Annotated in this window: 20 protein-coding genes; 15 read left to right on the top strand and 5 right to left on the bottom strand. The window is 61.1% G+C overall.

The window, feature by feature from the left end:
* Window positions 1-55 precede the first annotated feature (55 nt).
* Genes AC13RM_RS10630 through AC13RM_RS10650 form a run of 5 tightly spaced genes read left to right on the top strand, consistent with a single transcriptional unit; the run spans window position 56 to window position 7,334 of the window.
* Window positions 56-1,069, top strand: a complete 1,014-nt coding sequence (locus AC13RM_RS10630; RefSeq protein WP_440480078.1) for an AAA family ATPase — start codon at window positions 56-58, stop codon at window positions 1,067-1,069.
* Window positions 1,070-1,095: 26 nt separating this feature from the next.
* Complete coding sequence (locus tag AC13RM_RS10635) at window positions 1,096-2,016, top strand: DUF58 domain-containing protein (RefSeq protein WP_488554915.1); 921 nt, start codon at window positions 1,096-1,098, stop codon at window positions 2,014-2,016.
* Complete coding sequence (locus tag AC13RM_RS10640) at window positions 2,013-4,835, top strand: DUF4159 domain-containing protein (protein ID WP_488554916.1); 2,823 nt, start codon at window positions 2,013-2,015, stop codon at window positions 4,833-4,835. Before AC13RM_RS10635 ends, AC13RM_RS10640 begins: the two co-directional genes overlap by 4 nt.
* Window position 4,836: 1 nt before the next feature.
* Window positions 4,837-6,909, top strand: a complete 2,073-nt coding sequence (locus tag AC13RM_RS10645; protein ID WP_374815279.1) for a hypothetical protein — start codon at window positions 4,837-4,839, stop codon at window positions 6,907-6,909.
* 2 nt (window positions 6,910-6,911) lie between these two features.
* Entirely contained in the window at window positions 6,912-7,334 is a 423-nt protein-coding gene (locus AC13RM_RS10650) for a GNAT family N-acetyltransferase (RefSeq protein ID WP_285171198.1), read from the top strand.
* A 33-nt stretch (window positions 7,335-7,367) separates the two neighbouring features.
* On the opposite strand, the gene AC13RM_RS10655 is transcribed toward AC13RM_RS10650, so the two are convergent.
* Window positions 7,368-7,943, bottom strand: coding sequence for a GNAT family N-acetyltransferase (locus AC13RM_RS10655; RefSeq protein ID WP_374815281.1), 576 nt, complete (start codon window positions 7,941-7,943; stop codon window positions 7,368-7,370).
* A 327-nt stretch (window positions 7,944-8,270) separates the two neighbouring features.
* Here AC13RM_RS10655 and AC13RM_RS10660 point away from each other — a divergent pair, with 327 nt between their 5' ends.
* Window positions 8,271-9,260 (top strand): glutathione S-transferase family protein, encoded by a 990-nt coding sequence (locus tag AC13RM_RS10660; protein ID WP_374815283.1) that lies wholly within the window; start codon window positions 8,271-8,273, stop codon window positions 9,258-9,260.
* A gap of 15 nt (window positions 9,261-9,275) precedes the next feature.
* Here the strand turns inward: AC13RM_RS10660 and AC13RM_RS10665 are convergent, their stop codons facing one another.
* Window positions 9,276-9,767, bottom strand: a complete 492-nt coding sequence (locus AC13RM_RS10665) for an NUDIX domain-containing protein (RefSeq protein WP_374815285.1) — start codon at window positions 9,765-9,767, stop codon at window positions 9,276-9,278.
* 50 nt (window positions 9,768-9,817) lie between these two features.
* Here AC13RM_RS10665 and AC13RM_RS10670 point away from each other — a divergent pair, with 50 nt between their 5' ends.
* The 5 genes from AC13RM_RS10670 (at window position 9,818) to AC13RM_RS10690 (ending at window position 14,933) form a co-directional block, all read left to right on the top strand.
* Window positions 9,818-10,759: a metallophosphoesterase family protein gene (locus AC13RM_RS10670; RefSeq protein WP_113230440.1), complete on the top strand. Its 942-nt coding sequence runs from the start codon at window positions 9,818-9,820 to the stop codon at window positions 10,757-10,759.
* Window positions 10,760-11,156: 397 nt separating this feature from the next.
* Complete coding sequence (locus AC13RM_RS10675) at window positions 11,157-11,669, top strand: RNA polymerase sigma factor (RefSeq protein ID WP_374815286.1); 513 nt, start codon at window positions 11,157-11,159, stop codon at window positions 11,667-11,669.
* A gap of 3 nt (window positions 11,670-11,672) precedes the next feature.
* Window positions 11,673-12,512 carry an anti-sigma factor gene (locus AC13RM_RS10680; protein WP_285171193.1) on the top strand — a complete coding sequence of 280 codons (840 nt, stop codon included), beginning with the start codon at window positions 11,673-11,675 and terminating at the stop codon, window positions 12,510-12,512.
* Between the two features lie 101 nt (window positions 12,513-12,613).
* Window positions 12,614-12,817 carry a hypothetical protein gene (locus AC13RM_RS10685; protein WP_285171192.1) on the top strand — a complete coding sequence of 68 codons (204 nt, stop codon included), beginning with the start codon at window positions 12,614-12,616 and terminating at the stop codon, window positions 12,815-12,817.
* 271 nt (window positions 12,818-13,088) lie between these two features.
* The gene (locus AC13RM_RS10690; protein WP_374815289.1) at window positions 13,089-14,933 is read left to right on the top strand and encodes an ABC transporter ATP-binding protein; all 1,845 of its coding nucleotides are present in this window, start codon (window positions 13,089-13,091) and stop codon (window positions 14,931-14,933) included.
* A 69-nt stretch (window positions 14,934-15,002) separates the two neighbouring features.
* On the opposite strand, the gene leuA is transcribed toward AC13RM_RS10690, so the two are convergent.
* Together leuA and AC13RM_RS10700 are read right to left on the bottom strand one after the other, a co-directional pair.
* The gene (gene leuA, locus AC13RM_RS10695; protein ID WP_374815291.1) at window positions 15,003-16,709 is read right to left on the bottom strand and encodes a 2-isopropylmalate synthase; all 1,707 of its coding nucleotides are present in this window, start codon (window positions 16,707-16,709) and stop codon (window positions 15,003-15,005) included.
* A 328-nt stretch (window positions 16,710-17,037) separates the two neighbouring features.
* The gene (locus AC13RM_RS10700) at window positions 17,038-18,222 is read right to left on the bottom strand and encodes a benzoate/H(+) symporter BenE family transporter (protein WP_374815292.1); all 1,185 of its coding nucleotides are present in this window, start codon (window positions 18,220-18,222) and stop codon (window positions 17,038-17,040) included.
* 197 nt (window positions 18,223-18,419) lie between these two features.
* Between AC13RM_RS10700 and AC13RM_RS10705 the strand changes: the two genes are divergently transcribed.
* From AC13RM_RS10705 to AC13RM_RS10715, 3 genes are read left to right on the top strand one after another with little or no spacing between them, the layout of a single operon-like run.
* A complete protein-coding gene (locus tag AC13RM_RS10705) occupies window positions 18,420-19,205 on the top strand; it encodes a DeoR/GlpR family DNA-binding transcription regulator (protein WP_374815293.1) in 786 nt (261 codons plus the stop codon).
* A 22-nt stretch (window positions 19,206-19,227) separates the two neighbouring features.
* Window positions 19,228-20,418: an MFS transporter gene (locus tag AC13RM_RS10710; protein ID WP_374815295.1), complete on the top strand. Its 1,191-nt coding sequence runs from the start codon at window positions 19,228-19,230 to the stop codon at window positions 20,416-20,418.
* Window positions 20,384-20,767 (top strand): VOC family protein, encoded by a 384-nt coding sequence (locus AC13RM_RS10715; RefSeq protein ID WP_374815297.1) that lies wholly within the window; start codon window positions 20,384-20,386, stop codon window positions 20,765-20,767. The genes AC13RM_RS10710 and AC13RM_RS10715 overlap by 35 nt, the downstream gene beginning before the upstream one ends.
* Before the next feature lie 198 nt (window positions 20,768-20,965).
* Here the strand turns inward: AC13RM_RS10715 and AC13RM_RS10720 are convergent, their stop codons facing one another.
* The gene (locus AC13RM_RS10720; protein ID WP_285171186.1) at window positions 20,966-21,553 is read right to left on the bottom strand and encodes an ATP-dependent Clp protease proteolytic subunit; all 588 of its coding nucleotides are present in this window, start codon (window positions 21,551-21,553) and stop codon (window positions 20,966-20,968) included.
* Between the two features lie 231 nt (window positions 21,554-21,784).
* Between AC13RM_RS10720 and AC13RM_RS10725 the strand changes: the two genes are divergently transcribed.
* Window positions 21,785-22,597, top strand: coding sequence for a DUF2076 domain-containing protein (locus tag AC13RM_RS10725; RefSeq protein ID WP_374815299.1), 813 nt, complete (start codon window positions 21,785-21,787; stop codon window positions 22,595-22,597).
* The last annotated feature ends 3 nt before the right edge of the window (window positions 22,598-22,600 follow it).

The following is a 22,600-nucleotide window of genomic DNA, read 5'->3' on the forward strand; positions in this document are numbered from 1 at the left end:
AAATGTGTAACGACTGCGAATCGCGCGCACCGTTTTTCTGCCATTGGAGACGCAAATGGGCATGATCAAATCGACCGAAACGAGCCTCGACGAGCAGGCCATCATCGCCTCAGCCGAAAAGGCACTGGGCGATATCGCCACCATTCGCCAGGAGGTATCGAAGGTCATTTTCGGCCAGGAAAGCGTCGTGGAAAACACGCTGCTGGCCGTGCTTGCCGGCGGTCATGCCCTGCTGGTCGGCGTGCCGGGTCTTGCCAAGACGAAGCTCGTGACCACGCTCGGCGCAGTCCTCGGCCTTGCCTCCAATCGCGTTCAGTTCACACCGGACCTCATGCCCTCGGATATTCTCGGTTCCGAAGTCATGGACCAGGATGAGACCGGCCGCCGCTCCTTCCGTTTCGTCAAGGGTCCGGTCTTCGCGCAATTGCTGATGGCCGACGAAATCAACCGCGCCTCGCCGCGCACGCAGTCCGCCCTTCTGCAGTCCATGCAGGAATATCACGTCACCATCGCCGGCCAGCGTTACGACCTACCTGCCCCCTTCCACGTTCTCGCCACGCAGAACCCGCTGGAGCAGGAAGGCACCTACCCGCTGCCGGAAGCCCAGCTGGACCGTTTCCTGCTGCAGGTCGATGTCGATTATCCCGAACTTGCCGACGAGCGCCGCATCCTGCTCGAAACCACGGGCTTGAGCGAGGCAACGCCGCAGGCGGTCATCGACGCCGAACGCTTGCTGGAAATCCAGCAACTCATCCGCCAGATGCCCGTCAGCGACGGCGTCGTGGATACAATCCTGTCGCTCGTGCGTTCGGCCCGCCCGGGCCAGGGCAATGCCTCCACAGACAAGCATGTCGCCTGGGGTCCAGGCCCGCGTGCCGGCCAGGCGATGATGCTCTGCGCCCGTGCCCGCGCCCTTTACGAGGGCCGGCTTGCGCCGTCGATCGACGACATTCATGCGCTCGCCGAGCCCGTGCTGGAACACCGTATGGCGCTGACTTTTGCAGCTCGCGCCGAAGGCATGTCCGTGCGCGATGTCATTTCAGGGCTGGTCAAGCAGTCGAAGTCGTGACCCGGATGTCGAGGAGAGTATAGCGCGTGGCATCCATCGGACAGACCGTCAGACCGACCTTAGGCAATGATGCCCTCTCCCGAGCCCGCAGCCGCGCCGCCCTCGTGCCGGATTGCCTTGTCGAAGCCAAGCGCATCGCCAACACGGTCATCGCCGGATGGCACGGCCGGCGCAAGCGCGGCATCGGCGAGAATTTCTGGCAGTTCCGCCCCTATACCGAAGGCGAAAGCCTTTCGCGCATCGACTGGCGGCGCTCGGCGCGCGACGATCATACCTATATCCGAGATCATGAATGGGAAGCCGCGCATACGATCTGGCTCTGGGCCGATCTGTCGCCATCGATGATGTATAAGTCGACCTATGGCCATGTGTCCAAGGAAGGCCGTGCACTTGTCATCATGCTGGCGCTGGCGGAAATCCTGTCCCGCTCCGGCGAGCGCATCGGCTGCCCGGGCATCATGGAGCCGGTTTCGACCCGCAACGCCGCCGAGCGTCTGGCTGCAGCCCTGATGCATACCCCGCTCGAAGGCGGCTTGCCGCAGACGGCGATGATTCGCGGCTGGAGCGATATCGTGCTGATCGGCGATTTTCTCGACGATGCAGATAGCGTCATGGGCAGGATCGGACCCTTGGCCCGCCGCGGCTTGCGCGGTCACGTGATCGAGATTGCCGACCCCGCCGAAGAACTATTTCCCTATAGCGGGCGCACCGAATTCAGCGATCCCGAAACGGGCTCGAAGCTGATCGCCGGCCGCGCGGAAAACTTGCGTGAAGACTATCAGCGCGCCTATCTGGCGCGACGCGAAAATCTCGGCCAGTCGCTGCGCCATCTCGGCTGGACCTTCGTCAGCCACCGCACCGACCGGCTGGCTTCCGAAGCCTTGGTCGCCGTGCATATGTATCTCTCAGGCATGCCCGCAAGGGTCGCGTCTGGAGGCCAGCCATGAGCGGTCTCTCCTTTGCATTCGCATCACCGGCCATCCTGGCTGCGCTCATTCTGCTTCCTGCGATCTGGTGGCTGCTGCGCCTGACCCCGCCGCAGCCGCGAACCGAAGTGTTCCCGCCGCTCCGCATTCTGGCGAGCATCCTCAAGCGCGAGGAAACCCCGGCCCGCAGCCCGTGGTGGCTGACGCTGCTGCGCATGCTGCTGGCCGCCCTCGTCATCCTCGCCATCGCCAATCCGATGTTCAATCCGCGCACCAACACGCTCTCTAGCAGCGGCCCGCTGGTGCTGATGATCGACAATAGCTGGGCGAGCATTTCGGATTGGGAACGCCGTGTGCGCACGGCGGACGCGCTGATCGACGATGCCGACGCCAAGAGCATTCCGGTCTCAATCGCCTTCACCGCCGAACAGGGCAATGACGCGACGCCGGGTGCCGCGACATCGGCCCGCGACAAGCTGCATGCAATAAACCCCCGACCACTGGTGCCGGATCGGCAACGCGCCGCCGAAGCAGTGAAAGCGGCGCTCAACGGCAGCAAGCCCGGCACTGTCGCCTTCCTCTCCGACGGTATAGAGAGCAAGGACAAGGACGATATCGTCAGCCGCCTCGCCGCCCTGCAGCCGAGTGAGCTAAGGCTCATCGAGGGCGATGGCCGCGATGTCGTCGCGCTCACGGGCGCAGCCAATACCGCCAGCAACATGACCGTTACGGCAACACGACTGAACGGCAGCGGCCCGATGCGCCTCGGACTGACGGCGCAGGACAATCAGGGACGGCCGATCGCCGCCGGTTCGCTCGATTTCACGGGCGGGCAAACGGTTGCGACCGGCTCCATTGCCGCGCCCTTCGAAATGCGCAATGATTTCGCCCGCATCAGCATCGACCGCCAGGCAAGCGCCGGCAGCGTCTATTTGCTGGACGACGGGTTTCGGCGCCGCCGGGTGGCGCTCCTCTCCGGACAAGCCGCCGACGAGTTCCAGCCGATTCTGTCGCCACTCTACTATATCCAGCGCGCTCTTCAGCCCTATGCCGATCTGACGCAGCCCAACAGCGCCGATCTCGCAAAGTCAATCCCCCAATTGCTCGCGGGCAATCCCTCCGTCATCATCATGGCCGATGTCGGCCGCCTGCCGCAGGAAACCTATGCGCCGCTGCAGAAGTGGATCGAGAGTGGCGGCACGCTCGTCCGCTTCGCCGGACCGCGCCTCGCCGCAGCTCCCGCCGACGATCCGTTGGTCCCGGTTACATTGCGGCAGGGCGAACGTACATTCGGTGGCGCTCTTTCCTGGGCCGAACCGCAGCCGCTTGCCGATTTTCCGTCGTTCGGTCCCTTCGCCGGCATGCCGAAGCCGAATGATGTCCTGATCAAGCGGCAGGTTCTGGCCGAGCCGACGCCGGATCTGGCCGAGCGCACCTGGGCGAGCCTTGCCGATGGCACGCCGCTCGTCACGGAAAAGCAGATGCAGGCCGGCCGCATCGTACTCTTCCATGTCAGCGCCGAGCCGCAATGGTCCGATCTGCCGATATCTGGCAATTTCGTCGAGATGCTGCGCCGTATCGTCCAGCTGTCGCGCGCCGGCGGCGTCGCGTCGAGCCAAGGGGCTGCCAAGGCAAGCGAAGCAATGCCACCCTACCGGCTTCTGACCGCCAAGGGCGTGTTGACCAGCGAGATCGGCAGCGCACGCCCGTTGGAACCAAACAACAAAGGAGCCGCAGTCGCAAGTTTCGACAACCCGCCCGGCCTCTATGGTTCCGAAGAGGGCTTCAGCGCGCTCAATACCCTTCCGAGCGGCGCAGCGCTCAAGCCGCTGGATACCTCGGCAGCGGGGGCGGTCGCACGAGAAGGCCTGATCGGCGGCGAGGCCTGGTCCGCGAAGCCGATCCTCTTCACCTTCGCCTTCCTGCTGCTGCTGGCCGACAGCATCATCGTCCTATTCATGAACGGCGCCTTCCCGCGCCTAGGCAGATCGGCCAAGACGATTGCGGGCGGCGCGGCAATGCTGCTGTTGGCCGCCTCGCTCGCCATGTTCCTTCATCCAGCAAATGCTCTGGCCGACGATTCCAAACCGGGCGACGACGCCATCTTCTCGCGGCTGGACAAGACGCATCTCGCCTTTGTCGTCACCGGCGAAACGGATGTCGATCACATTTCGGAGCGGGGGCTTGCAGGCCTCTCCGACTATCTCACCTATCGAACAACGCTCGAACCCGGCCCGCCGGTCGGTGTGGATCTTGCAAAGGATGAACTCGCCTTCTATCCGCTGATCTACTGGCCGATTTCTGCAACGGCGCCGATGCCGTCCAACGACGCCATCAATCGCATCGACGCCTATATGCGCAACGGCGGAACGGTGCTCTTCGACACGCGTGACGCCATCGACACGATGGGCGACACTTCGTCGCCAAGCCCGAACGGCCAGCGGCTGCAGCAAATTCTTGCCAATCTCGACATCCCGCCCCTGGAGCCGGTGCCCGCGGGCCATGTGCTGACCAAGTCCTTCTACCTCCTGTCGAGCTTCCCCGGCCGCTATGCCGACAGCCCGCTCTGGGTGGAAGCGCGTCAGGATGCGCGTCGCGATGCGAATGCGGTCGCCACCTCCGACGGAGTGACGCCGATCATGATCACGGGCAATGATTTTGCCGGCGCCTGGGCCGTCGGCGACAATGGCTCGCCGCTGCTGCCGACCGTCCCTCCGGACGAAACCCAGCGCGAATATGCCTACCGCACGGGCGTCAACATCATGATGTACATGCTGACCGGAAATTATAAGTCCGATCACGTCCACGTTCCTGATATCCTGCAGCGCTTGGGGCAATAAAATGAATATCGGTTTTGCCCCCTTCCTCCCCTGGCCTGTGCTTGCCGCTTTGGCGGTGCTGACGCTCGCCATCGCGGCGCTGGCGATCTACAGGCGCTTGCGGGGCGGCTGGATACGCGCCCTGGCAGGTATTGCTCTGCTCGCGGCGCTCGCCAACCCGGTGCTGATGCAGGAAGATCGCGATCAGCTGACGACGATCGTTCCTGTCGTCGTCGACCGCAGCTTGAGCCAGCAGACGCCGGAACGTACCAAAATGACGGACGAAGCTCTGGCGATGCTCAAGGATCGGCTGGCGCAATTCCCACGCATCGAGCCGCGCATTGTGGAATTCCGCGATCCGGCGGAATCGGAATCACCGTCGACACGGCTTTTCTCTGCGCTATCCTCGTCGATCGCCGACGTGCCACCGGCCCGGATCGGCGGTGCCATTTTCCTGACCGACGGCCAGATCCACGACATTCCCGGCATCAATCAGCAGCTCGGCTTCGACGCGCCCGTCCACGGGCTGATCACAGGCAAGCCGGACGAATTCGATCGCCGCATAGAGATCGTGCGCGCCCCGCGCTTCGGCATCGTCAATGATGAGCAGCAGCTGGTCTTTCGGGTCGTCGACGACGGCAAGAGCCCGGGCGGGACCGCAGCAGTCACGGTCAAGATGAATGGCGACGAGATTGCCACGCTGCAGGCAACGCCCGGCCAGGACACACCCTTCAGCTTCAAGGTGCCGCGCGCCGGCAACAATGTCCTCGAATTCGCGGTCGCCGAAGTGCCTGGCGAAGTCACCGGCATCAACAATCAGACGGTCCAGCTGATCGAAGGCATCCGCCAGAACATGCGCGTTCTCCTCGTTTCGGGTGAACCGCATGCCGGCGAGCGCGCCTGGCGCAACCTGTTGAAATCGGACGCCTCGGTCGATCTCGTGCACTTCACCATCCTGCGTCCGCCGGACAAGCAGGACGGCACACCGATCAACGAATTGTCGCTGATCGCCTTCCCGACGCGCGAGCTTTTCGTCGACAAGATCAGCTCTTTCGACCTGATCATTTTCGATCGCTATCAGGACCGTCAAAACGTCCTGCCGACGATCTATTATGATTACATGGCGCAATATGTCGAAAACGGCGGCGCCTTACTGGTCGCGGCCGGGCCCGAACATGCCGGCGGCAGTTCGATCGCGCTGACGCCGCTTGCCTCGGTGCTGCCGGCTGAGCCGACAGGTCAGATGATCGAAAAAGCCTTCTATCCGCGCCTGTCGGACCAGGGCAAGAAACACCCCGTCACGCGCGGGCTGGATGGCTCCGAAACCGAGCCGCCGCATTGGGGCCGCTGGTTCCGCAGCGTCGATGTCGAAAGGCCCCAGGGCCAGACCGTGATGGTCGGTGCTGATAATAGCCCCTTGCTGGTGCTGAACCGCGTCGGCCAGGGGCGTGTCGCCATGCTGCTCTCCGATGAGGGCTGGCTCTGGGCGCGCGGTTTCGAGGGTGGCGGCCCGCATGTGTCGCTTTACCGCCGCATTGCCCATTGGCTGCTCAAGGAGCCGGCGCTGGAAGAAGAAGCTCTGACGGCCAATGCCGCCGGGCGCACGCTGCAGGTAACGCGCCAGACGATCGGCAACGATCCCGGCCCCGCCACGATCAAAACGCCATCAGGCAAGACGGACACCCTGCCGCTGAAGCAGACGCAGCCGGGCCTTTATCAGGCGGAGAAGCATATGGGCGAGATCGGGCTCTACCAGATCGCCAGCGGCAATCTGTCGACGCTGGTCCATATCGGCGCCATCGATGCTCCGGAATTCAAGGCGATGATCTCGACTACCGAAACACTGAAACCGCTCGCACAGAAGACCAAGGGTCTCGTCACCCGCGTCGACGGTGCGAACGGCGGCGTGACGGTGCCGCAGGTCCTGCCGGTGCGCGGCGCAGTGCGCGTTGCCGACGACCAGCGCCTGACCATCCGCATGACCGACGAAACCGTCTTGAAGGGTATCAACACTCTGCCGCTCTTTGCCGGCTTTGCCGGCCTCGCCGCCCTTCTTTTTGCTTTCTCCGCCACATGGTGGCGCGAAGGACGGTGACTATGAAGATCGATGTGACCGATACACCATCGGAAAGCGAGCTCGCGGCTATCAGCGAGGGATTGACGGCGTTCAACACCGCTGATGTCGGCCCGTCCGGCCGGCAATCCCTCTCCGTTCTGATCCGCGATGATGCGGGCAAGACCATCGGTGGCATATCCGGCTACACCGCCTGGGGATGGCTGTTCACCCAATGGCTTTTCGTGCCGGAAAGCCTGCGCGGCCAGGGCATGGCCGGAAAGCTCTTGGAGGCGGCGGAAGCTGAAGCCAGCGCGCGTGGCTGTTTCGGCGCATGGATCGATACCTTTAATCCGCAGGCGCTGAAAGCCTATCAGCGGCAGGGCTACGCCATCTTCGGCGAACTGCCGGATTTCCCCGTTGGCCGCAGCCGGTTCTTTCTGCAGAAGAGACTGTCGCCCCGCTGATATTAGGCATGGCAATTTTTCGTTGATAGCGCCTTAGACAGCGATCGCGGTGAGCTGCATGACATCATCCAGATCTTCATCGTCTTCGGCTTCCATAGCCGCAGCGGAATCATCACGCCAGATGATCGAACCCTGCAGCCGCGCATGCGTATCCCCGGCAACCGGCACGACCAGCACCCGGTTGGGATCGACCGGCCCCGGGAAGGTCAGTGCATTGTAGGCGACCTTTTCGAAACCGAGTGGGCAATAATAGGGCGGATCGCCGATCAGGATGACGGCTTCCGATCCCTTGCGCTGCGCGGCCGCCACCGCGATCCGCACGAGCTCGCGGCCGATTCCCTTGTTCTTGTGCGAAGGGCGCACGGCAAGCGGGCCAAGCAGATGTCCCTTGACCGATCCTGCCAGCACCGGCGTCATCCGCACGGAGGCGATCGTCTCGCCATCATCGGTGCAGATGAAGGACAGCGACCGGTCGTGCGGCCCCTGTTCGCGAATGCGAGCAGCAGCGCGGGTAAACCGCCCCGGACCGAAAGCTTCTTCGTTGATGAGTTCGATAGCAGCGTCGTGCGACGCATCCTCAGTGAGGTAGACCAGATCGTGCTTGTACATTAGCCCAAAAAACCAGTAGACGGACGATATTGTTCCCGAAAGCGCTCATCGAGCGTTCAAGATCATCGGCGTCGTCGCAGGCTTCTGGTTACTTTCATGACAAGGGGTCCTTAAAGTGTGAAAAGCCGGATAGCAGGAAATATCCGGCGCGTCCAATGCAAAATGTATCCTGCCGTTCATTCATGCAAGATCTCGATCTCGACACCACCCGATCAGCCCGCGAGGGGCACCTATGACACAGTGTTCATCATTTGCCGTCTCGAAATCCGGAGCGCATACCGTATCTCTAGAGTTATAGTTTCGGCAGTTTTCCGGAAGGATGAAGCAATGGGTATGTTGGTTAACGGCGTCTGGCATGACGTCTGGTATGATACCAAAGAGACGAAGGGTCATTTTAAGCGCGCTGCATCGCAGTTTCGAAACTGGGTGACCGCGGATGGCAGCGCCGGCCCGACAGGCACCGGCGGCTTCAAGGCAGAGGCCGGACGCTATCATCTTTACGTGTCACTCGCCTGCCCCTGGGCGCATCGAACCCTGATCTTCCGCAAGCTGAAGAAGCTGGAGGAGCTGATCTCCGTCTCGATCGTCGACCCGCTGATGGTTGAAAACGGCTGGGAATTCAAAGGACAGGATGGCGGCACTATCGACCATCTCTTCGGCGCGACAAAACTCTGGGAGGTCTATGTCAAGGCCGATCCGCATTATTCCGGCCGAGTTACCGTTCCCGTTCTCTGGGACAAGCAGACCGGCACGATCGTCAACAACGAATCGGCCGAAATCATCCGCATGTTCAACACGGCCTTCGACGGCCTGACCGGCTCCACGGCGGCTTTCTATCCTGCTGACTTGCGGGCCGATATCGATGCATTGAACGAGCGTGTCTACGATACGGTGAACAACGGCGTCTACAAGGCCGGCTTTGCGACGACTCAGGAAGCCTATCAGGAAAACGCACTCCGCCTCTTCGAGACCCTCGACATGCTCGATGAGCGACTGGCGACGCAGCGCTATCTATTCGGAGATCGCTTGACGGAGGCTGACTGGCGGCTGTTTACGACGCTTATCCGCTTCGATGCCGTCTATGTCGGCCATTTCAAATGCAATATCCGCCGCATCGCCGATTATCCCAACCTCTCGGCCTACCTCCGGGATCTCTATCAGATCGGCGGCGTTGCCGAGACGGTGAACATCGGGCACATCAAGAACCACTATTATCGCAGTCACAAGACGATCAATCCGACAGGAATAGTGCCGATCGGGCCGGAACTCGATTTCGATCGCCCGCATGGGCGCGAGCAGCTGACAAAAGCCGCCTGACCCAGGCGTCGGAGGCTACCAATAGCTGGAGGGAGCCTCCGCTCCTTCCAATTCCTTTAGCCGGCGATAGGTTGCCTTCGTCGTGCCTGGCGGCAGCGCATCGACCGGAAAGAAGCCGCTTTCGACGATTTCGCGATCCGGCTTGCGCGGCGAGGTCTGGGTGACCTCGGCGCGATAGAAGACGACGTGGTCGCGTTTGCTGGTGTGATTGTTGAAATAGACGTGGAAGAGCTGCGGCTTGCCCGAGATCACCAGATTGCCCTCCTCGCGCAGCTCCTTCTCAAGCGCCTGCTCCACAGTCTCATGGCGTTCGACGCCGCCGCCGGGCAGATGCCACCCGGCGATATAGGAATGCCGAACCAGAAAAATCCGCCCTTCGCCATCGAAGCAGGCGGCGCGCACGCCGATCGTCATGCTGCGGGTCAGCACGAAATAGACATGCAACGCGCGGCCGAACAGACGCACAGCCAAACCCTGCCTTTCATCGCGTCGATTGTCTTCACTCATGCCTGAACCCCGGCATGGTGATCTGCAATCGGATCGAGGATGTATTTGTTTTGACAATAGAGTGGGCTATGTCTCATCCCATGTTCAAGCTCGCGCATATTTCCGATGTTCACCTTGGTCCACTGCCACGTCTTTCGATCAGAGAACTCGCCTCCAAACGCATTACCGGATTTGTGAACTGGCACCGGAACCGGCGCAAGCATCTTTTTGGCGATACGCTCGATGTCCTTCTTGACGACATCAAGGCGAAACAGGCCGATCATCTGGCCGTAACCGGCGATCTCGTCAATCTGGCAAGCGGCATGGAGATCGAGACAGCGGCTGCATGGCTGAAGACGGTTGGCGATCCCCTCCACACATCAGTCGTTCCCGGCAATCACGATGCCTACGTGCCCGGCGCCTACGAAAAGGCCATGCGCTCCTGGTATCCCTATGTCCGCGGCGATGAGGCTCCCGCCGAATGGCAGGAGGACAAACGCATTTTCCCCTATCTGCGCGTCCGAGGTCAGGTCGCCATTGTGGGATGCTCCACAGCCGTCGCCACCCCACCCTTTGCCGCAAGCGGTTTTTACTCCTCACGCCAGGCCCGCGAGACGGTGAACATCCTGCGCGCAGCCGGAGATGCCGGACTCTTTCGTGTCGTTATGATCCATCACCCGCCGATTCGCGGCGCGACCAGCTTCTACAAGCGGATGATCGGCATTCGCCGTTTTGCCGCCGTCATCTCGACCGGGGGCGCTGAACTTGTCCTGCATGGCCACACACATCTCAACACCTTGCACTGGCTGCGCGGGCACATGGGCCCGGTTCCGGTCGTTGGGATCGCCTCAGCATCGCAAGGGGTGGGCGGATTGAAGCCGCGCGCTGCCTATAATCTCTTCACCATCGCCGGCCGGCCGGGCGCCTGGGAACTGAAAGCAGAGCGTTACAGCCTCAGCGACAATGGCAGCGGCGTCGATCCCGAAGGCTACGATATTCTGGCGACATGGTGAAGCTTTCAGCATTGTCGCGCGCATCGTTTCGGTAGCGTTTTCTAAGATACGGAGCTACAATCAAAGCATTGGAATCCGGAAATATGGGACGGATTTTGAGGTCGTGACAAGGAATACCGCATGCCAGCTTTCGGAGCCTGTATCCACCGGGGTTGCTGCTTCCTGGAAGGCTCTGGCCAGCGCCGGGACAGTATCGGCCGATACATTGTGGGATCACCGCGGTAAGAACGACAGTCAAACGCGCGGGTGCTTTTGAAGACTTGCGAAACGGCAGGAAAATGGTTCATACCAGTACAGGACGATTATTCCGCTCGCATCACCTTTCTTACAGGGAAGGCCTTCGATTGCGGAAGCAAATTGCCGATCTGACAACCTCCAACGCCTTCCTGGAACGATCATGCCAACGCCGGTAGCAGCCATCGATATCAGACGCGATCTGGTCGGCCTTCTTCCGAAGCTTCGCCGCTTTGCAGTGACGCTGACCGGCGATCTCGCCGAGGCAGACGAACTTGTCCAAAACGTCTGTCAGCGCGGCATAGCCAAGTTCCATCTCTGGAACAGCGGCGGCAAGCTGGAAAGCTGGCTCTATACCATGGCCCGGCACCAATGGGTCGATGAGGCACGGCGCCACAAGCTGCGCACCGCCGGCAAGGGCAATGCCCTTGAACAGGGTGATCCGGCATCGCAAACCCATTTAAATCCGGTGGAAGCCGGTGAAGCGCACCGCCTCGTCACATCTTTGCCAGAAGGTCTTGCCAGTGTCTTCCTGCTGGTCGATGTCGAAGGACACAGCTACAAGCAGGCGGCCGATGTTCTCGGCATCCCGTTGTCGGCGGTGACATCAAGGCTCTCCAGCGCACGCCTTTACCTCGCCTCCCAGGGTCATAGCCGCTCGCCCCGAAGGTTTTAAGCATTGCAAGACATGAAGAAAACGCCGCTCGAAATCCGCTTGTCCGCCTTCATGGATGGCGAGACGAGCCGCGAAGAAAAAGAAGAGCTGGAAAAGCTCATCGCCTCAGATCCGAACGCGCGACGTATTTTCGATGAGCTGAGGCATGGCTCCGACGTCGGCCGCAAGGCTTTCGATGAGGTTCTGAAGGAGCCGGTGCCTCTGGCGCTCGTTCGCTCCATCAAGAGCACTCAGCCTCCGAAGACCCGAGAGCCATCTCCACGCATTACCAGGCATTCGCTGAAACTGGCACCGACGGGCAGGCAATCATTGGCCGCGGCCCTTATCCTGTTCGCCGTCGGCGGCGGCATCGGTTATCTTTTCGGTATGCAGCCCGCTGACGTCCCGGCGAGCGCTCCGCCGACCCCGTCACAGCTTATGACGCGCAACTGGCTGGATGATATTGCCGCCTACCACCGCATCTATGCGCGCCAGCCGCAGCATATGGTTGAGTTGCAGGCAAGCCAGTTGGACGAGATCGCCAAGTGGCTGGCGAGCACCGCCGGCGTCAAATTCAACTTTCCGGATCTCGCTGCTGATGGTCTCGTCTTCCAGGGCGCGCGTATGTCCGTCGCCGCCGGTAAACCTGTCGGCCAGCTGATCTACAAGAACCTCGATGGCGATGTCGTCGCCATCTGCTTTACCAAGACGGACGGCATCGCCGACGACGATTTTAACGAAACCATCAAGGACGATATCAGCATCGTATCCTGGCATCGCAACGGCACCACCTATGCGGTCGTCGGCCCCTCCTCGAATGCGATGCTCGATCAGATCGCCAATCGGGTATCCTCGGAGATCTGACTGATATCCCATCCGTTTTGCCGCTTGCAGCTACCAGCCGGTCGATGGATAATAAGGCGCGGTAATCGTGTGGGGTCCGATAGTCTTGCTGGAGTTTCAACATGTCCGACGTTCTGCTGACCATTCCTGAAATCGACAGGCGTATTGCGGCAATCAGGGAAAATCTTCGCGAACTGATTGAGCAGGCAACAGCCTTTTCCGGCGCCGCCGACGAAGAGCGGGCGTCCGAGCGGATAGCCGAACAGGAAGAAGAGCTCGAGCGTCTGACGAAGCGACGCGATGAACTTGCCAAAGGCCAGGCCTGAGCAAAATTCACCATTGAAACATATATATCCTCGGACGACCTCGACGCGAGCCGTGTAAAGGACGCTATTCGCTCATCTATGTCGAACGATCCCGATACAATTGCTGCTGACATCGGCACCGATACACGCTATGTAGGTTGCAGCGACCAATGAGGAGAGCACTCTGATGAAAAATCGCGGCACAGGAAGCCACCGCTGAAAAGCAGTGCCGTGAAGGGCTGCTTTATCGGCCCGACCATCAGATTGATATCTTCGCCCGTGGAGGGCACTCATGTTTCGTCGCTTCGAAGAGCTTGTCGATCCATTTCAGCATCATGACCAGCCGCAACCGGCATCCAAGGCCTGGCGCTATCTTCTAAACAACCTTCGCCCGTTTCGCACAGTCATGGCAATCAGCCTTGGCCTGACTGCCATCGGCGCCGTCATCGAGATCTGGCTCATCGGCTATTCCAGTCGGCTGGTGGATAATCTCGCCGCTGCCCGACGAGATGATTTCTGGACATCCGAAGGAGCTGGACTGCTGGCCGCCGCCGCCCTCGTCCTGATCGGCCGGCCTCTTGCCGGCTATCTTCGCGAAAGTCTGGATGATATCGCGTTCCGACCCAATGCCGAGACACTGTTCCGCTGGCGCGCCCATCGTCACGTCCTTCGGCAATCCGTCGGCTGGTTTCGCCAGGATTTTTCCGGGCGTATCGCCAGCCAGGTGCGCGACATAGGCACGGCCGCAACGGGCGCGGCCTATCAGGTCCTGCACACGCTCTCCTTTGTCACGATCTATGTGGCCGGCTCGCTCTGGCTGATGGCCTCGATCGACCCGCGCCTCATGTGGCCCCTCTTGGTCTGGCTTCTCTGCTATCTCGCACTGATGGCCTATGTCATCCCTCGCCTGCAGAAGGCCTCCGCGCAATACCAGGGAGCCTATGCCGAGCTGACGGGCATGTTGGTGGACAGCTATGCCAATATCGACCTCATCAAGCTTTTTGCCGATGCAAAGGCGGAAGACAAGGAGGCTCGCCGTCGTTTCTCTCAAGCCCGCGAAACATTTGTCCGGGTGCAGAGGCTCGAGGTGCTGGTCAATTCGAGCATGCTGTTTCTCGGCAGCTTCCTCATTGTCGCGCTCGTCGGTTATGCGGTCGTGCTGTGGCAGTCCGGCGGCGCACCGCTAGGACTGATCGCGGCATCGCTCGCCTTGAGCTTCCGTATAACCGGCATGGCCGAATGGATGCTGGATGCGGTGTCGTCGCTTTTTGCCCATCTCGGCGCCATGCGGCAATCACTGCTGACCGTCTCGCAGCCCCTTGCGATTACCGATGCGCCGGACGCCGAGCCGCTTGCCGTCACCAAGGGTGAGATTGTCTTCCGGCAAATCACGCATCACTACGGCAAGGAAGATGGCGGGCTCGACGGCGTTTCGCTTCGAATTGCGGCGGGCCAGAAGGTCGGCCTTGTCGGTCGCTCCGGCACCGGCAAATCGACGCTGGTCAATCTGCTGCTTCGTTTCTTCGATCCGGAGGGTGGCATCATCGAAATCGACGGGCAGGATATTCGGCAGGTGACGCAGGATAGTCTGCGCCGGCAGATTGCCGTGGTCGGCCAGGAGGCATCGCTCCTTCACCGCTCCATCCGCGATAACATCGCCCATGGCAATCCCCGCTTTTCGGAGGATGCGATTCTCGCTGCGGCCGACAAGGCTGCCGCCAGCGATTTCATCGCGGGCCTGCGGGATCAGGAAGGAAGAACCGGCTTCGACGCTCACGCCGGCGAACGCGGCGTCCAGCTCTCCGGCGGTCAGCGGCAGCGCGTCGCAATTGCCCGTGCTATCCTGAAGGACGCCCCGATCCTGGTGCTCGATGAAGCAACCTCCGCCCTCGATTCCGAAGTCGAAGCCGAAATCCAGGATACGCTCTACGGCATCATGGAAGACAAGACGGTAATTGCCATTGCCCATCGCCTGTCGACCATCGCGCGCATGGACCGCATTGTTGTGCTCGACCATGGCCGCATCGTCGAGGACGGCACGCATACGGAGCTGATCGCCCGGAACGGCATCTACGCAACCCTGTGGTCGCACCAATCCGGCGGCTTCATTGAAGACGACGAGCCGTCAGCCGACTAATGTACAATAAAAGCAGTCCCCTCGAAAACGAGGGGACTTCCAAATCAGAGCTGCAACCACGCCAGAGCCTTATGCCGCCTTGATGGCGAGCACGCGGTTCGCCGCCGAGACGATCGCCTCGAGGGACGCGGCGACGATATTGGTGTTGATGCCGGCACCGAAAAGCTTGCCGCCCGGATAGGAGACCTCGACATAGGAGATCGCCGCAGCATTGGAGCCGTGCTGTAACGAGTGCTCGGAGTAATCCTCGACGGACATCGGGATGCCGAGATAGATCGAGAGCGCATTGATGAAGCCGTCGATCGGGCCGTTACCCCTGCCCTCGATGCGCTTCACTTCGCCCTTGTCGGTGATCTCGGCCGCGACGATGCGCTGCCCCTTATGCTCGGGATCGGCGAAAGTGTGGTGGTCGACGAAGCGGATCCGCGCGTCCGGCTGCGTCACATAGCGCTCGATGAAATGCTCATAGATGCGCTTCGACGGCAATTCCTTGCCTTCCTCGTCGGTGATGCGCTGGATCTCCTCGCGATATTCCACCTGGAGATTGCGCGGCAGGTTCAAGCCGTAGTCCTGCTGCATAATATAAGCGATGCCGCCTTTGCCGGACTGCGAGTTGATGCGGATGATCGCCTCATAAGTGCGGCCGACATCCTGCGGATCGATCGGCAGATAGGGCACTTCCCAGACCGGGTCGTTGGCAACCTTCGCGGCCTTCATGCCCTTGTTGATCGCATCCTGATGCGAACCGGAGAAGGCCGTATAGACTAGTTCGCCGACATAAGGGTGACGCTCGCCGATTGCCATCTGGTTGGAATATTCGAAGACTTCCTTCATGCGCTCGATATTCGAGCAATCCAGCTCCGGATCGACGCCCTGCGTGAACATGTTCAATGCCATGGTGACAACGTCGACATTGCCGGTGCGCTCGCCATTGCCGAACAAGGTGCCCTCGACGCGGTCGGCGCCGGCCATCAGCGCCAGCTCGGCAGCAGCAATGCCCGTGCCACGGTCATTATGCGGGTGAAGAGAGATGATCAGGTTTTCGCGGTTATCGAGATTGCGGCACATCCATTCGATCTGGTCGGCATAGATGTTCGGCGTCGCCATTTCGACTGTCGACGGCAGGTTGATGATCAGCTTGTTATCAGCCGTCGGCTTCACGACATCGATGACAGCGTTGCAGATTTCCAGCGCCACATCGAGCTCCGTGCCAGTGAAGCTCTCCGGCGAATATTCGAAGCGATAGCCGCCACCGGCCTTGGCCGCCATGTCTGTGATCATCTTGGCCGCATCGACGGCGATCTGCTTGATGCCCTGCACGTCCTTGGCAAACACCACGCGGCGCTGCAATTCGCTGGTAGAATTGTAGAAGTGCACGATCGGCTTATTGGCGCCTTCCAGCGCCTCGAAAGTGCGCGTGATCAATTCCGGGCGGCACTGGACGAGAACCTGCAGCGACACATCGGCAGGCACGTTGCCCTGTTCGATACACCAGCGGGCAAAGTCGAAGTCGGTCTGCGAAGCCGAGGGGAAGCCGATCTCGATTTCCTTGAAGCCCATGTCCAGCAGCAGCTGAAACATGCGCGCCTTGCGGTCATGACCCATGGGATCGACGAGGGCCTGATTGCCGTCGCGCAGGTCGACCGAGCACCAGATCGGCGCCTTGGTGATGGTCTTGGACGGCCACGTCCGGTCCGGAATATTGATCTGGGGATAGGCGCGGTATTTCACCGCTGCTTCGGGCATGCCTTTGGGGGAATGGCTGTTCGCGTCCATGGTCTCGTCTCTTCCTTTCCCGTCATTTTATCCCGCGTCTTAGCCGATCGGATGCGGCTTGGCGATGACAAATGCGGACCCTTTGCGGGTAAGCTGTCGATTTTAGGGTAAGTCGCGAGGAGCGATGGCCAGCGGGCTTTTCGGCCGCCGGGCGCTCCTCAAAGGACCCGGCAACCGCGCGTAAGGCCGAGGAGGAGAAGCGAAGTAAGGGCGCGCGTATTGTCACGCAGGGCAACGCGCCCACGTGCAATCTGTTCGGAAATCTTTGCGCTATTCAGCTTCATGGCCGCGCTTATAGCCGCCGGATCAAAAAGAAGCAACCCCTCGCCTACTTCTTCAGCATCTGCACGCCGCGCGACAGGGCCAGCATCAGCCCGCCGGCGATCAGCCCCCAGAAGGCTCCGGAGATGCCGCCGAAGGAAACACCCGATGCGGTCACCAGAAACGTGATGGCGGCGGCTTCGCGCGATTCCGGCTGCTGGAAGGCGTTCAAGGTGGAATTGGAGAGCGCGCCGACCAGCGCCAGGCCGGCCACCGCCTCGATGAGAATAGGCGGCGCGAGCGCCACGAAAGCCGTAACCGCGCTCGCCAGCAATCCGAAGACGATATAGCCAAGTCCGGCAACGATAGCCGCCCAATAACGCCGCTTGGGATCGGCATGCGCATCCTGTCCGGCGCACATGGCGGCGGTAATAGCCGCCAGATTGACGGCGTGGCCGCCGAAGGGAACAGCAAGCAGCGAGAACACGCCGGTCACGGCAAACAGCGGACCCGGCTTCGGATCGTAATCATGCACCTTCAACACCGCGATGCCGGGAATGTTCTGCGACGCCATCGTGACGACGAACAGCGGCAACGCGATAGACACGATGCCGGCAAGCGTGAAGACCGGCTTCACGAATTCGGCCGTCGGCAGCAGCGAATGTTCGAGCGAGGAAAAGGCGCCATCCGGTATCTTCACGCCGAAGGCCAGCACCAGGGCAAAGGCCGCAAGCGCAGCCGGCACCGCCCATAGCCGCTTGAACGACCCGACGACGATCCAGGCAAGGATGATCGGCAGGCCGAAGGCAGGATTGAAGGCGATCGCCTTCACCGGCGCAAAGCAGAGGCCGAGCAGAACGCCGGCCAGCATGGCATTGGCAAGCGGCGCCGGGATCGAGGCAACGGCACGACCGAAAGGTCGGAACAGCCCGGCAACGACAATCAATATGCCACAAATGAAAAATGCACCAACAGCCGCCGGGAAGCCGCCCTCGATCGCTCCGGCGCTCGCCAGCAATGCGGCTCCTGGCGTCGACCAGGCAATGCTGATCGGAAGCCTTGTCGCCACGCTGAGCACGATCGCGCAGAGACCCATCGCCACGGAAAGCGCCGTCAGACCGGAGGCAGCCTGCGCATCCGTGGCGCCCACCACCTGCAGGCCGTGGAAGACCACGGCGAAGGAACTGGCAAAGCCGACGAAAGCCGTAAGGCACCCCATGAACAGGCTTTGAACGGAAAAATCTTTGACCATGGCGATGGAGACTCGAAGAGCGCAGAAGGATCGATTGAACCCGCATGGAGCATCACAAGCATCGGGCGTGCAAGTGCTGTTTTCGCGCGAAACGACAGTCTCGCTGCATAATCACTCGCGGATTATATCCTCCTCAAGGACAATCGTGTATAAACGCGCACATTGACTCTCTTGTTTATGCACGTTAATGCAAATTTATGAGCAATCCACTCCCCTTGTCCCGCCGGGACGTTATCGAAGCGCGGCTTGCAGAGGGCCGGCAGATCGTTGCCGCATCTCTGGCTTCCGAATTCAACGTGTCCGAAGATGCCGTGCGCCGCGACCTGCGGGCGCTTGCCGCTGAGGGCAAATGCCGCCGCGTCTATGGCGGCGCGCTTCCCCTGTTGACACTTTCCCAGCCCATGGCCGCCCGCGTCGGACAGGAATCCGGCCGTAAGAAAGCCTTGGCCAAAGCCGCCATTGCGATGGTCGAGCCGGGCGAATTCCTGTTTTTCGACAGCGGCAGCACCAATCTCGCGATGGTCGATCTTCTGCCGAAGGACCTGGACGTGACCATCGCGACGAATTCCATCGATATCGCCAGCGCCATCATGAAGCGCGGCGATATCCCGCTCGTCCTGATCGGCGGCGCAGTAGATCCCGTCGTCGGCGGCAGCGTCGATGCGTCGGCCGTTGCAGCCATCGAAGCCATGAACATCGATCGCTGCTTCCTGGGCGTCTGCGCCGTTTCGGCGAGAAACGGCATCAGCGTGTACGAACATGCGGACGCGATCTTCAAACGAACGCTGCTCAAGAGAAGCGCGGCACGTATCGCGTTGATCACCTCGGAGAAGTTTCACGAACGCGCGCCGCACCGCATCGGTGGCGCCGACGATATCGACTGGCTCGTTGTCGAGGATGACTTGCCTGCCGCAGACGAAAAAGCGGCCGCCGACGCCGGCTTCTCGCTCGTCAAAGCAAGCGACGTCGCCGCATCCTCCTGATCTCGAAGGACAAGAAATGACCATGCAATCCACAGATCGGCCGGAAACCCGGCTGGCGACACGACTTGCTTTTCTGGTCGGGGGCTTCGCCCTCGCCTGCTGGGCGCCCCTCGTCCCCTTCGCCAAAGCTCGCCTTGGGGTCGATGACGGCGTGCTGGGCATGCTGCTGCTGTGTCTCGGCCTCGGCTCGGTAGCGGCAATGCTTGCGACCGGCATATTGAGCGCGCGATATGGCAGCAAGCCAATCATCATCGCGGGCGGTTTCGGTCTTGCACTTCTCTTGCCGACCTTGGCCGTAGCCAGCACGCCGTTTACCCTCGGCCTTGCACTGGCGACATTCGGTGCCTGTCTCGGCTCCCTCGACGTCGCCATGAACATTCACGCCGTCGAAGTAGAGAAAGGCGCGGATCGACCCTTGATGTCAGGCTTCCATGCCCTGTTCAGCATAGGCGGCTTCATCGGCTCCCTGCTCGTCACTTTGCTCCTGTCCGTCAAGGCCGGTCCCGTCGCCGCCACGCTTCTAAGCTCGGCTGTGATGGTCATCGCCATGATCGTCGCATGGCCGCGGCTGCTTCGAACTGTCCAATCGGAGGACGCTCCCCTCTTCGTCATGCCACGTGGTTTCGTGCTGCTGCTGGCAGCTCTTGCGGCAATCACCTTTCTCGTCGAAGGCGCAATCCTCGACTGGAGCGCCCTGCTGCTGACAACGCAGGCCCGGGTCGACGCAAGCCATGGCGGCCTCGGCTACATGCTGTTTGCAATCGCGATGACGATCGGCCGCCTGGCCGGCGACGCCATCACCGCAAAGATCGGGGACAGAGCGATCATGCTGTGGGGCGGCCTGATCGCAGTCGCGGGCTTTGTCGTCCTCCTCATCAGTCCGATTTCGATCCTTGCGATGGGCGGTTTCCTGCTAATCGGCCTTGGCGCCTCCAACATCGTCCCAGTGCTGTTTCGCAAGGGTGGTTCGCAGAAGGTCATGCCCGCAGGCTTGGCCGTCGCAGCCATCACCATGACCGGATATGCGGGCGTGCTTGTCGGCCCCGCAGGCGTCGGCTTGGTCGCCGATCATGTAGGCCTGCCCGGCGCCTTCTGGATGCTCGCTCTATTGCTCTGCGTCGCACCTCTCTGCGCCAGCATCGTTACCCGCAATCACGAACAGGAACAGGGAGAGGCAAATGCAGATCGCTCATACCGCTCTATGGACGCCTAATCTCGATGCGGCCGCGGCTTTCTGGGAGACCTATTTCGGCGCGACCGTCGGCGAACCCTATCGAAGCCAGCGTCGGCCTGGCTTCATCTCCCGCTTCGTTTCCTTGCCTGGAAGCAACGACCAGATCGAATTGATGACCGGCCCCTGGCTTCCCCGCGAGCCGCAGAGTGAACGCATCGGCTGGGACCACATTGCCATATCGCTCGGCAGCAAAGCTGCCGTTGATGCGCTGGCCGAACGATGCAAGGCGGATAACTGCTTGAAATCAACGCCGCGCACCACAGGCGACGGCTTCTATGAGGCTGTCATCACCATGCCCGAGGGAACACCGGTGGAGATCACCATATAGGGGGCGCACTCCGCTTGTAACTTGCGCTTTCGAGTTCGCCGCTCCCGGAAACGTTGCAACTCCCGAGTGGCGAAGGCTGGCGGCGGAGATTTCTGCCGCCAGCTTTGGGCTTTCGATCAAAACTGCTTCATCGCAAAACGCCCCCGCCAGCCTTCCGGCAAGCGAGGGCGCTCAATTCAATCGGGAAAACCCGTCAGATCAGATTTCTGCCTGCGAGGTCACGATGCGCGAGACCAGACCGTAAGCCTTGGCTTCCTCGGCAGAGAGCCAGTAATCGCGATCCGTATCCTTGGCGATCTTTTCGATCGGCTGGCCGGTGGCTTCCGAGAAAATCTTGTTCAGGCGCTCGTTCATCTTGATGATCTCGCGTGCCTGGATCTCGATATCGGAGGCCATGCCGCGTGTGCCGCCGGACGGTTGGTGCAGCAGGAAGCGCGTGTTCGGCAGGCAAATGCGGCGCTCCTTGGGAGCGGAGACATAGATCAGTGCTCCGGCGGAGGCGACCCAGCCCGTACCGATCATCCAGACCTTCGGCTTGATGAACTTGATCATGTCGTGGATGGAATCGCCGGACTCGACGTGACCGCCGGGCGAATTCACATAAATGCGGATATCGTCGTCACTGGCGGCGGCAAGCGCCACGAGCTGGGAGCAGACCTTCTGCGCCAGTTCCTGCGTGATGCCGCCATAGATGAAGATCGAACGCGACTTGAAAAGATTCGCCTCCGCGTCCTTGCCCAAGGGCTGCTCGGTCTTCTTGTCTTCCTGTTCGTCTTCGTCGTTCATTCAACTCTCCAGCATGATGCGTCGTTCACCGCACATAGTGCGACTCAATGCGTAAAACAATGCCGGAAAAAGACAAGGCGGGAATAGCGGCTGACAACATGGTGTTATGTTTGGGGATTACCGAAATGTAACTTGAATGGCTTTGAAAAGCCGAGATTCGATCCTACGTCAGGTCAGCGCGGTTAGAAATCGCGCCCCGAATTTGCAGCACGGATAGCCAAGGAGGCCATCATGTCGCCAGAAGAACGTCAATTGCTTGCCTCTCTCTTCGATCGCGTGCGCGGTGCCGCCAGCACGCCGCGCGACGCCGATGCGGAGGCCTTCATCAACCAGTCGGTCCGCGACCAGCCCTATGCGCCCTATTTTCTGGCGCAGGCCGTCATCATGCAGGAACAGGGCTTGAAGGCTGCAGCCGATCGCATCCAGCAGCTCGAAGCCCGCGTGCACGAGCTCGAGCAGCAGGGCGCCGACAACCATCCGCAGGGCCAGAGCGGCGGTTTCCTCGGCGGGATCGGCTCGCTCTTCGGCGGCGGCCAGCAGCAGCGCGCCGCAGCTCCCCAGGGTAGCAACCCGCAGCAGCAGGGTCGGCTCTATGACGATTATGCCCGCAATGCGCCTCAGCCCGGCCCGTGGGCTGGCCAGCCGCAACCTCAGCCGTCTGGGCCTTGGAGCCAGCAGGCGGCAGCGCCTTCAGCCGGCGGCAGCTTCCTGCGAGGTGCGCTTGGCACGGCGGCTGGTGTGGCCGGCGGCGTGATGCTGGCGGAATCGCTCTCCAGCCTCTTCAGCCCGCATCTGGGCGGAACTGGCGGCGGCCTTTTTGGTGGAAATGCCGGTAGTGGCCTCTTCGGGGGCACGGCGGCCAATGCCGCCGAACAGCCGGTGCAGGAAACGATCATCAACAACAACTATTTCGGCAATGACGATAATAGCGATCAGAATGATCAGAGCGCGGCCGATTACGCCCAGGACGCCGCCCAAGACGCTCAGGACGATGATTTTGACGACTCGTCCTATGACAATGGCGACGACAACTCGTTCGCCTGAAGC

Source organism: Martinezella sp. CNPSo 3732, assembly GCF_057784515.1.

Excerpts from the sequence above, each read along its gene's own strand:
- AC13RM_RS10640 (WP_488554916.1), top strand. The coding sequence starts at position 2,013 with ATGAGCGGTCTCTCCTTTGCATTCGCATCACCGGCCATCCTGGCTGCG.
- AC13RM_RS10645 (WP_374815279.1), top strand. The coding sequence starts at position 4,837 with ATGAATATCGGTTTTGCCCCCTTCCTCCCCTGGCCTGTGCTTGCCGCT.
- AC13RM_RS10710 (WP_374815295.1), top strand. The coding sequence starts at position 19,228 with ATGCAATCCACAGATCGGCCGGAAACCCGGCTGGCGACACGACTTGCT.
- AC13RM_RS10690 (WP_374815289.1), top strand. The coding sequence starts at position 13,089 with ATGTTTCGTCGCTTCGAAGAGCTTGTCGATCCATTTCAGCATCATGAC.
- AC13RM_RS10650 (WP_285171198.1), top strand. The coding sequence starts at position 6,912 with ATGAAGATCGATGTGACCGATACACCATCGGAAAGCGAGCTCGCGGCT.
- AC13RM_RS10725 (WP_374815299.1), top strand. The coding sequence starts at position 21,785 with ATGTCGCCAGAAGAACGTCAATTGCTTGCCTCTCTCTTCGATCGCGTG.
- AC13RM_RS10705 (WP_374815293.1), top strand. The coding sequence starts at position 18,420 with ATGAGCAATCCACTCCCCTTGTCCCGCCGGGACGTTATCGAAGCGCGG.
- AC13RM_RS10715 (WP_374815297.1), top strand. The coding sequence starts at position 20,384 with ATGCAGATCGCTCATACCGCTCTATGGACGCCTAATCTCGATGCGGCC.
- AC13RM_RS10630 (WP_440480078.1), top strand. The coding sequence starts at position 56 with ATGGGCATGATCAAATCGACCGAAACGAGCCTCGACGAGCAGGCCATC.
- AC13RM_RS10685 (WP_285171192.1), top strand. The coding sequence starts at position 12,614 with ATGTCCGACGTTCTGCTGACCATTCCTGAAATCGACAGGCGTATTGCG.
- leuA (WP_374815291.1), bottom strand. The coding sequence starts at position 16,709 with ATGGACGCGAACAGCCATTCCCCCAAAGGCATGCCCGAAGCAGCGGTG.
- AC13RM_RS10655 (WP_374815281.1), bottom strand. The coding sequence starts at position 7,943 with ATGTACAAGCACGATCTGGTCTACCTCACTGAGGATGCGTCGCACGAC.
- AC13RM_RS10660 (WP_374815283.1), top strand. The coding sequence starts at position 8,271 with ATGGGTATGTTGGTTAACGGCGTCTGGCATGACGTCTGGTATGATACC.
- AC13RM_RS10665 (WP_374815285.1), bottom strand. The coding sequence starts at position 9,767 with ATGAGTGAAGACAATCGACGCGATGAAAGGCAGGGTTTGGCTGTGCGT.
- AC13RM_RS10675 (WP_374815286.1), top strand. The coding sequence starts at position 11,157 with ATGCCAACGCCGGTAGCAGCCATCGATATCAGACGCGATCTGGTCGGC.
- AC13RM_RS10720 (WP_285171186.1), bottom strand. The coding sequence starts at position 21,553 with ATGAACGACGAAGACGAACAGGAAGACAAGAAGACCGAGCAGCCCTTG.
- AC13RM_RS10700 (WP_374815292.1), bottom strand. The coding sequence starts at position 18,222 with ATGGTCAAAGATTTTTCCGTTCAAAGCCTGTTCATGGGGTGCCTTACG.